The organism is Polaromonas sp. (genome assembly GCF_031411155.1).
Classification (GTDB): domain Bacteria; phylum Pseudomonadota; class Gammaproteobacteria; order Burkholderiales; family Burkholderiaceae_C; genus Polaromonas.
In genome coordinates this window covers 1-10703 of sequence record NZ_JANOAL010000312.1, presented here as the reverse complement: position 1 = coordinate 10703, position 10703 = coordinate 1, and the positions used below count along the sequence as shown (strand labels likewise).

Here is a 10703-nt window from a genome sequence, read left to right as displayed (position 1 = left end):
CTGGATGAGGGACCCGGCGGAGCGCAGAAAACCCTCTTTATCGGCGTCCAGGATCGCCACCAGGGACACTTCCGGGAGGTCCAGCCCTTCACGCAGCAGGTTGATGCCGACCAGTACATCGAAAGCACCGAGACGCAGGTCACGCAGAATCTCGACCCGCTCGACCGTGTCCACGTCGCTGTGCAGATAACGCACCTTGACGCCGTTCTCACTCAGGTAGTCGGTCAGCTGCTCGGCCATGCGTTTGGTCAGGGTGGTGATCAGCACCCGTTCGTTTTTCTCGACCCGGATACGGATTTCCTGCAGTACATCGTCAACCTGGCTGACGGCCGGCCGCACTTCCACCTCCGGGTCGACCAGGCCGGTGGGCCGCACCACCTGCTCCACCACCTGGCCGGCATGTTGCTGCTCGTAGGCCGCTGGCGTCGCAGAAACAAAAATCGCCTGCCGCATCTTGGCTTCAAACTCCTCAAACTTGAGCGGCCGGTTGTCCAGCGCGCTGGGCAGCCTGAAACCGTATTCCACCAGCGTGGTCTTGCGCGCCCGGTCGCCGTTGTACATGGCGTTGAGCTGGCCGATCATGACGTGGCTTTCATCCAGAAACATCACCGCGTCCTTCGGCAGGTAGTCGCACAGCGTGGACGGCGCCGAGCCTGGCGGCGCACCGCTGAGGTGGCGGGTGTAGTTCTCGATGCCCTTGCAGTGGCCAATCTCGCTCAGCATTTCCAGGTCAAACCGGGTGCGCTGCTCGATGCGCTGGGCCTCGACCAGCTTGCCGTCGGCCACAAACTGCCCTACCCGCTCCGACAGCTCCAGCTTGATGGTTTCCACCGCCGCCATGACCTTGTCGCGCGGCGTGACGTAGTGGCTTTTGGGATAGACCACAAAACGCGGGATTTTCTGCCGGATGCGGCCCGTGAGCGGGTCAAACAGCTGCAGCGACTCAATCTCGTCGTCAAACAGCTCGATGCGGATCGCCAGCTCGGAATGCTCGGCCGGAAACACGTCGATCACATCGCCGCGGACGCGAAAGGTGCCGCGCGCAAAATCCTGCTCGTTGCGCGTGTATTGCATGCGAATCAGGCGCGCAATCACGTCGCGCTGGCCCATCTTGTCGCCCAGGCGCGCAATAAAGCGCATCTGGGTGTAGTCCTCGGGCGCGCCTATGCCGTAAATCGCGCTGACCGTGCCGACAATGATGGTGTCGCGGCGCTCCAGCACGCTTTTGGTGGCCGACAGCCGCATCTGCTCGATGTGCTCGTTGATGGCGGAGTCTTTTTCAATGAACAGGTCGCGCTGCGGTACGTAGGCTTCGGGCTGGTAGTAGTCGTAGTAGCTGACGAAATATTCCACCGCGTTTTTCGGGAAAAACTCGCGGAATTCGCTGTAAAGCTGCGCCGCCAGCGTCTTGTTGGGCGCAAACACAATCGCCGGCCGGCCCAGCCGGGCAATCACATTGGCCATGGTGAAGGTCTTGCCGGACCCCGTCACACCCAGCAGGGTCTGGAACACCTCGCCATCGTTGACGCCTTCCACCAGCTTTTCAATCGCCACCGGCTGATCGCCCGCGGGCGGGTAAGGCATGAACAATTCAAAAGGGGAATCGGGGAAACTGACGAATTCACCCACACGTTCGACTTCAGGTGAATCGGTAATGACTTCAGTAACTTCTGGCATACAACCTCGTACATGCATTCAGCCCCGTTAAAATCAAGGGCAACCGCACAGAATACGACATTCGGATGAACTCTGGAACTGCAAACCCCCAACACCCGGCGACGGCCCAGGTCACCCGGGTTCTCCGCGTACCCACCGAGTCAACCGGGGGCCGCCTGCTGATGGTTTCCTGACCTGCCCGCATCTTTCATTACTTTTTTTGAGGATTTTTCATGTCTTTGTTCACCGCTGTCGAAATGGCCCCGCGCGACCCGATTCTGGGTCTGAACGAGCAGTTCAATGCCGATCCCAACCCGGCCAAGGTCAACCTCGGCGTGGGTGTTTATTTCGACGACAACGGCAAGCTGCCGCTATTGCAATGCGTGCAGGCCGCTGAAAAAACCATGATGGCCACGCCATCGCCGCGTGGCTACCTGCCGATTGACGGCATTGCCGCTTACGATGCCGCCGTCAAGAGCCTGGTGTTTGGCGCCGACAGCGAACCCGTCACTTCAGGCCGCGTGGCCACCGTCCAGGGCATAGGCGGCACCGGCGGCCTGAAGATAGGCGCCGACTTCCTCAAGCACCTGAAGCCCGACGCCACGGTGCTGATCAGCGACCCGAGCTGGGAAAACCACCGCGCCCTGTTCACCAACGCCGGCTTTCCGGTCGAAAGCTATGCCTACTACGACGCCGAAAAACGCGGCGTCAACTTTGAGGCCATGCTGGCCAGCCTGAACGCCGCCGCGCCCGGCACCATCGTGGTGCTGCACGCCTGCTGCCACAACCCGACCGGCTACGACATTACCGCCGCCCAGTGGGACCAGGTGATTGCCGCCGTCAAGGCAAAGGGCCTGGTGCCCTTCCTCGACATGGCCTACCAGGGCTTTGGCCACGGCATTGCCGAAGACGGCGCCGTGATCGGCAAATTCGTGGCGGCCGGCCTGGATTTCTTTGTCTCGACCTCGTTTTCCAAGAGCTTCAGCCTGTACGGCGAACGCGTGGGCGCGCTCAGCGTGCTGTGCGCGAGCAAGGAAGAAGCCGCCCGCGTGCTGAGCCAGCTCAAGATCGTGATCCGCACCAACTACTCCAACCCGCCCATCCATGGCGGTGCCGTGGTCGCCGCCGTGCTCGGCAACCCCGAGCTGCGCACCCTGTGGGAGCAGGAACTGGGCGAGATGCGCGTGCGCATCAAGGCCATGCGCCAAAAGCTGGTCGATGGCCTGAAGGCCGCCGGCGTCAAGCAGGACATGAGCTTCATCACCAGCCAGATCGGCATGTTCAGCTACTCGGGCCTGAGCAAAGACCAGATGGTGCGCCTGCGCAACGAGTTTGGCGTGTACGGCACCGATACCGGCCGCATGTGCGTGGCGGCGCTCAACAGCAAGAACATCGACTACGTCTGCGCCTCGATTGCCAAGGTCGTCTGAGCCGGCAAAGCGCATTCGGGCCGCATGAGGCTCACCGGATGGCCGGTGAGCCGCCTTCCACTCCATTTTTCCGGTCAAATACGGCTGTAGCCCACGTATTTCGTGCGCTAGCAGCTATCAAATAAATAGCGGGCCATTTCTTCTGGCCGGCCAGCCAGCCAGGCCACCCTAACCCCAAACCACCGAGCGCATGGAGATCGAGCCACCCTGAAAGCTGGTGTTGAAGAAGCGCATCGGCTCGCTCGCCTCCACCGCGCCGGCCGTGTACAGCAGGGGCAGGTAGTGCTCGTAAGTGGGATGGGCCGTCTTGGCCAGCGTGCCGAGCTTCTGGAAATTCTGCAGCGCCGCCAGGTTGCCCTGCTGCAGGTAACCGGCTATCGTCTGGTCAAACTCCAGCGCCCAGTCGTAAGCCTGGCTGCCAGACGCGCCGCGCTGCATCTGGCGCAGGTTGTGCACGATGTTGCCGCTTCCCACGATCAGCACGCCCCGGTCCCGCAGGCTTTTGAGCTGCTGCGCCAGCGCGTAATGCTCCTCGGGCGCGCGGCTGTAGTCCATGCTGAGCTGGATCACCGGAATGTCGGCATACGGAAACATGGGTTTGAGCACCGACCAGGCGCCGTGATCCAGCCCCCACTCGAGCAGGTCCAGCCCGAGCGACGCCGAACCCCGCTGCCGCACCAGCTGGCTGATGGCCTGTGCCGCCGCCGCATCGCCGGGCGCGGGGTACTGCTGGTCAAACAGCTCTTGCGGAAAGCCGCCAAAGTCATGAATGGTTTTGGGCCGGTCCATGGCGGTCAGCCACCAGCCTTCGGTCAGCCAGTGGGCTGAAATGCACAGAATCAGCTGCGGGCGCGGCATTTTGCTGCCAAATTCTGCCCCCAGCGCCTGCCAGCTGCGCCGGTATTCGTTGTCGCCAATGGCGTTCATCGGGCTGCCGTGGCCCAGAAACAGCACCGGCAGGCGGTCTGATTTTTTTAGCGATGCGATACGGTCCAGCGCAGCGGGGTCAATGGTGGAAATCATGGTTTGACTCCAATCAGGAAAAAGTTAAGGCGGCTAAACGCCCTGCAACAATGAACAGCAAAGCTTGAGGGCTTGACACAGTTGACATGGTAAGGCTCAAAATAGCGCCTAATGGCCATTTGGGAAGTCTACAAATTCAAAAGCGCTCACGCTGAAGCGACAACACCGTGAAAACAGCCCGGAATTAGAGGCGGTCGTCAGTCTTTTAAAGGCATGGCCTGTTATGCTGCACTGCAACATATTTCGTTATCACCGTTGAATTTAAGTTCAAACTCACAAAGGTTCATCCCCATGCTGTACAAAACTTATGAAGCCCGGCGCTCGCTGATGGAGCCCTTTGTCGACTTTGCACAAGCGGCGGCCAAGTTCTATGGCAATCCCCAGTCTCCCTTGGCAAAAAACCCGTTGGCGCAGCGCATGGCGGCGGGCTACAGCCTGATTTACCGTCTGGGCAAAGACTATGAAAAGCCGGCCTTTGGCATCCAGACGGTGAATGTGGACGGCACCAGCGTCGCCATTCACGAACGGATTGAACTGGACAAGCCCTTTTGCGAACTGCGCCGCTTCAAGCGCTTTACCGACGATCCGGCCACGCTGACCAAGCTCAAGGGCCAGCCCGCCGTGCTGATCGTGGCGCCGCTGTCGGGCCACTATGCAACCCTGCTGCGCGACACCGTCAAGACCATGCTGAAAGACCACAAGGTCTACATCACCGACTGGAAAAACGCCCGCACCGTGCCTTTGTCCGAGGGCAGCTTTCACCTTGACGACTACGTCAATTATGTGCAGGAATTCATCCGTCATGTGCAGGGCATTTACGGCAACTGTCACGTCATCAGCGTCTGCCAGCCTACCGTGCCGGTGCTGGCCGCCGTTTCGCTGATGGCCTCGCGTGGCGAAACCACGCCTTTGAGCATGACCATGATGGGCGGCCCGATCGATGCGCGCAAATCGCCGACGGCAGTCAACAACCTGGCCATGAACAAGGGCTACGAATGGTTTGAGAACAATGTCATTTACCGCGTGCCCAGCAACTTCCCGGGTGCGGGCCGTCGCGTTTACCCCGGCTTTTTGCAGCACACCGGCTTTGTGGCCATGAACCCCGACCGCCACGCCACGAGCCATTACGACTACTTCAAGGACCTGATCAAGGGCGACGACGCCAGCGCCGACGCCCACACCAAGTTCTACGACGAGTACAACGCGGTGCTCGACATGGACGCCGACTACTACCTGGACACCATCAAGACCGTGTTCCAGGAGTTCAAGCTGGTCAACGGCACCTGGGAAGTCACGGGTGTAGACGGCAAGATTGAGAAGGTGAAGCCGCAAGACATCACCACCACCGCCCACTTCACGATTGAAGGCGAACTGGACGATATCTCCGGCTCGGGCCAGACCGAAGCGGCGCACGGGCTTTGCTACAACATTCCCAAGGCCAAACAAAAACACCTTGAAGTCAAGGGCGCGGGCCACTACGGCATCTTCAGCGGGCGCCGCTGGCGCGATCAGGTCTACCCGGTGGTCAAGGCCTTCATTCTTGACCACAACGAGGCCCCAGCCAAGGTAACACTGGTTCCGGTAGCTCCTAAAAAGATAGCGGAATCGGCACCTGCTGCGAGCGCCGCGGCCAAGCCCCTGGCCGTCGCCGAGACCAGGCCCGTCGTCAAGCTGCTTCCCAAGCAAGCCGCCAAGCCGGTCGCAAAGGCCGCGGGCAAACCGGTCACCACCCTGGTGTCCGACCTGTTCCCGGAATCGGTCAGGAAGCCGGGGGCCAAGCCAGTGGCCAAACCGGTGGCTCACACCGCACCGTCCAAGGCGGCGCAAGCGCTCAGTCCAGCCGCCAAGTTGCCAGCGCGCAAGACGACCGCACCAAAAGCCAAAACTGCACGCGGAAAATGATCGCCGGCGCGGGGCCAGCTAGCGTGGCTGGGCCTGAGGCCGCGCTCGCCGAGCGCATCAATGCCGCGCTGCCGCAAACGCAATGCACCCGCTGCGGCTACCCCGACTGCGCCGCCTACGCGCAGGCTATCGCCTCGGGCCAGGCCGCGATCAACCAGTGCCCGCCGGGCGGCGCGGAAGGCGTGCAGCGGCTGGCAGCCATCACCGGCCTGCCCGCCCTGCCGCTGAACCTGGCCAACGGCGTCGAAGGCCCGCGCGCGGTCGCCGTCATCGACGAAGCCTGGTGCATTGGCTGCACGCTGTGCATCAAGGCCTGCCCGGTCGACGCGATCATGGGCAGCAACAAGATGATGCACACCGTCATCGAACCCTACTGCACCGGTTGCGAACTCTGCATCCCGGTCTGCCCGGTCGACTGCATCAGTCTGGACAACGTCAGCGGCAGCCACACCGGCTGGAGCGCCTGGTCGCAAGCCGATGCCGACACGGCCAGGATTCGCTATGAATTTCATAGCTTTAAGTGCACGCAGAATAAGGGCCAGAGCCCTAAAAGACCTGAAAAATCCGAAAACACGGGGCCCAGGGCGACGATGACGCCGCCTGCAGGCCTGCCCGCCAGGCCAGAAGCCGACGTTGCGGTGCAGCAGCGCAAGCGCGCGGTGATCGAGGCCGCGCTGGCCCGGGCCCGGGCGCAACGCCCGCCCAAAACCTGAACGCCAGCCTTCTTCAGGAAGGCAGGTCGGCCAGACCCAGCACCTCGGCCTCGTAGGCGTGCAGCGACGGGGCGCCGCCGGTGTGAATGAACAGCAGGTTTTCGTCGCGCCTGAAGTAGCCCTGGCGCGCCAGGCCGATCAGGCCGGCCATGATTTTTCCGGTGTAAACCGGGTCCAGCAAAATCGCTTCGGTACGCGCCAGCAGTTGCACCGCCTCGACCATGGCCGCGTTGGGCACCGAATACTTGGGCCGCCACCAATCGCCAAAACTCAGCACCGCCTCGCGCGGCACCGTCAGCTTCATGTCCAGCAGGTCGGCCACGGCCTGCGCCTCTTTAAGCACCAGCGGGTCCTGGTCCGCCGGGTCGCGGCTCACGCCAATGCCGACGATGGGAATGTTGATATGGTTGCCCAGAAAGCCCGCCAGCAGGCCGCCGTGCGTGCCCGAGCTGCCAGAGCCCACCACCACCCGATCGATCTGCACGCCCTGCTCAAAAAACTGCTGCTGCAGCTCCTGCGCGCAGGCCACATAGCCCAACCCGCCCAGCGCATTGGAGCCACCACCGGGCACGATATAGCCCTTGCGGCCCTCGCTGGCCAGGTCGTCAGCCACCTTCTGCATGGCCTCCAGCATGTGGGTGCCCGCCGGCACCACCGTCATTGCTTCGACACCCAGCAGGCGGAATAAAAAGTTGTTGCCGCTGGCCTCAAGCCGGTAGCTGTGGGGCACCCGTTCCTCGATCACGAAGCGGCACTTCATGCCCTCCTTGATGGCAGCCGACAAGGTGGCGCGGCAATGGTTGGACTGCGGCGCGCCGCAGGTGATCAGGGTGTCGGCGCCCTGCGCCAGCGCGTCGGCCACCAGAAACTCCAGCTTGCGGGTCTTGTTGCCGCCGGGCGTCAGGCCCAGCATGTCATCGCGCTTGATCCAGACATTGGGGCCGCCACCGGCGGGGCAGGAAGCGCGCAGGGCCTGGGTGAAATGCGGCAGAAATTCGAGCGGGGTAGCGCCCTGGGTGTACCGGCGGCGCGGGAAACGGCTTAAGTCCATGGGGAAAGTATCCAAAAAAGTCGAGTGGAGGTTTCAGCTTAACCCAGCGCCGCAAAAGCCTTGACGACCTCGGGTGGCGCCTGCACCAGTTCGATCAGCACCCCCTCGCCGGCAATCGGAAACTCGTCGCTGGCCTTGGGGTGCAGGAAGCAGATGTCAAAACCGGCCGCGCCCTGGCGGATGCCGCCGGGCGCAAAGCGCACGCCCTGCGCCGTCAGCCATTCCACCGCTTTGGGCAAGTCGTCGATCCACAGGCCAACATGGTTCAGCGGTGTGGTGTGCACGGCCGGCTTCTTGTCCGGGTCCAGTGGCTGCATCAAATCGACCTCGACCTTGAACGGGCCGCTGCCGATGGCGCAAATGTCTTCATCGACGTTCTCACGCTCGCTGACAAAATTGCCGGTGACTTGCAGCCCCAGCATGTCCACCCACAGCGTGCGCAGGCGGTCTTTGCTGGGGGCGCCTATGGCGATTTGCTGGATGCCTAGAACTTTGAAGGGACGGGTCATGGTGCGGCCACCTCCCTGCGGCCAACCAGATAGCTCACGCCGCTGGGTCCGGCGCGCTCCAGGTGCGGGGTCCCGGCCGGCAGGCGAAATATCTCGCCCACGGCATAGGTCGTGGCCACACCCCCCACCACCAGCGTGATCTCGCCCGTGGTGATCAGCGCGCAGGCATCGAAGGGATGCTGGTGCTCGGCCAGCTGGTAACCCACATGGCGCTCGACCCGGGTGATCTCGCCGTACTGGTCGGCTTGCAGCGCTGCTTCAAATTCCTGGGTATTCATCACAAACTCCTGACGACGGGTTTATACAAACTCGACAATCGGCTGGTCCACCGTCAGCGACTCGCCCTTGCCCGCCAGCACCTTGCCGACCACACCATCGGCCGCGGCAAACAGCACGTTTTCCATTTTCATGGCCTCAATCACGGCCACGCGTTCGCCGGCCTGCACCTTCTGGCCGACCTGCACCGCCACCTCGACCAGCAGACCGGGCATGGGCGACAGCACGTAGCGGCTCATGTCGGGCGGCGCCTTGTACGGCATCAACGCATGCAGCTGGGCCGCGCGCGGCGACAGCACCAGCGCGTCAAGCCGGGTGCCGTTGTGATTGACGCGAATAGCCAGCGGATTTTTTACCGAGCCCTGGCCGACGCCGCGCTCGACCTGCGCGGCAAACGGCAGGCCGTTCACCGTGCCGCGAATGCGGGCGCCGCCCAGATGCCAGTTGCTACATATTTCATAGCGCTTGCCGCCCGTCTCGACGGCGCTGGAGCCTGATTGGGCCTGGTATTCGGTCACCAGGGCAGGCTGCGGCGTGTTCTGGCCGGTGGCACCCAGGCCAATCACGACAAACTCCTCACCCACCATCACGCCATGGCCGGGCAACTGGCCGCTGATGCCCGCCGCGCGGCCCAGCATGCGGCGGTTGACGTAAGCCGCCAGCGCCACCAGAAAGTCCGGGTCGTCGTGCGGCACGTCCTCGGCCTTGAAGCCCCTGGCATAGTTTTCGGCAATAAAGCCGGTATTGAAGTCACCCGCCACAAACTTGGGGTGTGCCAGCAAGGCCGCCTGAAACGGGATGTTGCTGCTGATGCCGCGAATCACAAAGCCATTGAGCGCCTCGCGCATCTTGGCAATCGCGTCGAGACGGTCCTTGCCGTGCACGATCAGCTTGGCAATCATCGAGTCGTAAAACATCGGAATCTCGCCGCCGTCCTGCACGCCGGTGTCCACGCGCACGCCCATCAGGTGCGCGGTGTCGGAGGCAAACATCGTCTGCTTGGGCGGCTGAAAGCGCACGAGACGTCCGGTGCTGGGCAAGAAACTGCGGAAAGGGTCCTCGGCATTGATGCGGCACTCGATGGCCCAGCCGTCGCGCTTCACCTCAGCCTGCGTCAAAGGCAGCTTCTCGCCGGCCGCCACGCGAATCATCAGTTCCACCAGGTCCAGCCCGGTGATGCACTCGGTCACCGGGTGCTCGACCTGCAGCCGGGTGTTCATTTCCAGAAAATAAAAGCTCTGGTCCTTGCCGACCACAAACTCGACCGTGCCGGCGCTCTGGTACTTCACCGCCTTGGCCAGTTGCACCGCCTGCTCGCCCATGGCCTTGCGCGTGGCCTCGCTGATGAAGGGCGACGGCGCCTCTTCAATCACCTTCTGATGGCGGCGCTGGATCGAGCATTCGCGCTCGTTCAGGTACAGCACATTGCCGTGGCTGTCGCCCATCAGCTGAATCTCGATATGCCGCGGTTCCTCGACAAACTTCTCGATGAAGACCCGGTCATCACCAAAACTGTTGCGCGCCTCATTGCGGCATGAGGTGAAGCCTTCAAACGCCTCCTTGTCGTTAAAGGCCACGCGAAGGCCCTTGCCGCCGCCGCCGGCGCTGGCCTTGATCATCACCGGGTAGCCGATGCCTTTGGCGATCTCAACGGCCTTCTCGGGCGTTTCGATCGCGTCGTTGACACCGGGAATGCAGTTGACCCCCGCCGCACCCGCCAGTTTCTTGGACTCGATCTTGTCGCCCATCGCGGCAATCGAATAGTGCTTGGGGCCGATGAAGATGATGCCTTCTTCCTCGACCCGCTTGGCAAAGCCGGCGTTTTCGCTCAGAAAGCCGTAACCGGGGTGAACCGCCTGCGCGCCGGTCTGCTTGCACGCGGCAATGATTTTTTCGGCCTGCAGGTAGCTGTCGCGGCTGGGGGCCGGGCCGATGTTGACGGCTTCGTCGGCCAGCTCGACATGGCGCGCGTCCTTGTCGGCATCGGAATAGACCGCGACGGTCTTGATGCCCATCTTGCGGGCGGTAAGGATGACGCGGCAGGCGATTTCGCCACGATTTGCTATGAGGATTTTGGTAAACATTGTGTCTTCTCCTCGGGCGCTTACAGGGGGATGTTCCCGTGCTTGCGCCACGGGTTCTC

General features: G+C 62.4%; 9 protein-coding genes. 3 read left to right on the top strand and 6 right to left on the bottom strand.

The genetic code is table 11. The annotated features are described in order from the left end of the window. On the bottom strand, positions 1-1677 hold a 1677-nt coding region (gene uvrB / locus RMO23_RS18460), incomplete at its 3' end, for an excinuclease ABC subunit UvrB (RefSeq protein ID WP_309684350.1). A 212-nt stretch (positions 1678-1889) separates the two neighbouring features. On the opposite strand from uvrB, the gene RMO23_RS18455 reads away from it, so the two are divergent. Beyond that, positions 1890-3086, top strand: a complete 1197-nt coding sequence (locus RMO23_RS18455; protein WP_309684348.1) for an amino acid aminotransferase — start codon at positions 1890-1892, stop codon at positions 3084-3086. A gap of 168 nt (positions 3087-3254) precedes the next feature. Here RMO23_RS18455 and ygiD read toward each other — a convergent pair whose 3' ends face one another. Then, a complete protein-coding gene (ygiD, locus tag RMO23_RS18450) occupies positions 3255-4109 on the bottom strand; it encodes a 4,5-DOPA dioxygenase extradiol (protein ID WP_309684347.1) in 855 nt (284 codons plus the stop codon). 291 nt (positions 4110-4400) lie between these two features. On the opposite strand from ygiD, the gene phaZ reads away from it, so the two are divergent. After that, positions 4401-6011, top strand: a complete 1611-nt coding sequence (phaZ, locus tag RMO23_RS18445; protein WP_309684346.1) for a polyhydroxyalkanoate depolymerase — start codon at positions 4401-4403, stop codon at positions 6009-6011. Beyond that, the gene (rsxB, locus tag RMO23_RS18440) at positions 6008-6724 is read left to right on the top strand and encodes an electron transport complex subunit RsxB (protein ID WP_405041635.1); all 717 of its coding nucleotides are present in this window, start codon (positions 6008-6010) and stop codon (positions 6722-6724) included. Before phaZ ends, rsxB begins: the two co-directional genes overlap by 4 nt. A 13-nt stretch (positions 6725-6737) precedes the next feature. Here rsxB and RMO23_RS18435 read toward each other — a convergent pair whose 3' ends face one another. Genes RMO23_RS18435 through RMO23_RS18420 form a run of 4 tightly spaced genes read right to left on the bottom strand, consistent with a single transcriptional unit; the run spans position 6738 to position 10644 of the window. After that, on the bottom strand, positions 6738-7775 hold the full coding sequence (locus RMO23_RS18435) for a D-cysteine desulfhydrase (protein WP_309684344.1): 1038 nt from the start codon (positions 7773-7775) through the stop codon (positions 6738-6740). Positions 7776-7813: 38 nt separating this feature from the next. Then, entirely contained in the window at positions 7814-8284 is a 471-nt protein-coding gene (locus RMO23_RS18430) for a VOC family protein (RefSeq protein ID WP_309684343.1), read from the bottom strand. Continuing rightward, on the bottom strand, positions 8281-8562 hold the full coding sequence (locus RMO23_RS18425) for a cupin domain-containing protein (protein ID WP_309684342.1): 282 nt from the start codon (positions 8560-8562) through the stop codon (positions 8281-8283). The genes RMO23_RS18430 and RMO23_RS18425 overlap by 4 nt, the downstream gene beginning before the upstream one ends. A 21-nt stretch (positions 8563-8583) precedes the next feature. Continuing rightward, positions 8584-10644: an acetyl/propionyl/methylcrotonyl-CoA carboxylase subunit alpha gene (locus tag RMO23_RS18420; protein ID WP_309684341.1), complete on the bottom strand. Its 2061-nt coding sequence runs from the start codon at positions 10642-10644 to the stop codon at positions 8584-8586. Positions 10645-10703 lie beyond the last annotated feature (59 nt).

Bases quoted from the DNA above. Each gene is read 5' to 3' on its own strand.
- RMO23_RS18455 (WP_309684348.1), top strand. From the start codon at position 1,890: ATGTCTTTGTTCACCGCTGTCGAAATGGCCCCGCGCGACCCGATTCTG.
- RMO23_RS18425 (WP_309684342.1), bottom strand. From the start codon at position 8,562: ATGAATACCCAGGAATTTGAAGCAGCGCTGCAAGCCGACCAGTACGGC.
- phaZ (WP_309684346.1), top strand. From the start codon at position 4,401: ATGCTGTACAAAACTTATGAAGCCCGGCGCTCGCTGATGGAGCCCTTT.
- RMO23_RS18430 (WP_309684343.1), bottom strand. From the start codon at position 8,284: ATGACCCGTCCCTTCAAAGTTCTAGGCATCCAGCAAATCGCCATAGGC.
- RMO23_RS18435 (WP_309684344.1), bottom strand. From the start codon at position 7,775: ATGGACTTAAGCCGTTTCCCGCGCCGCCGGTACACCCAGGGCGCTACC.
- ygiD (WP_309684347.1), bottom strand. From the start codon at position 4,109: ATGATTTCCACCATTGACCCCGCTGCGCTGGACCGTATCGCATCGCTA.
- RMO23_RS18420 (WP_309684341.1), bottom strand. From the start codon at position 10,644: ATGTTTACCAAAATCCTCATAGCAAATCGTGGCGAAATCGCCTGCCGC.
- rsxB (WP_405041635.1), top strand. From the start codon at position 6,008: ATGATCGCCGGCGCGGGGCCAGCTAGCGTGGCTGGGCCTGAGGCCGCG.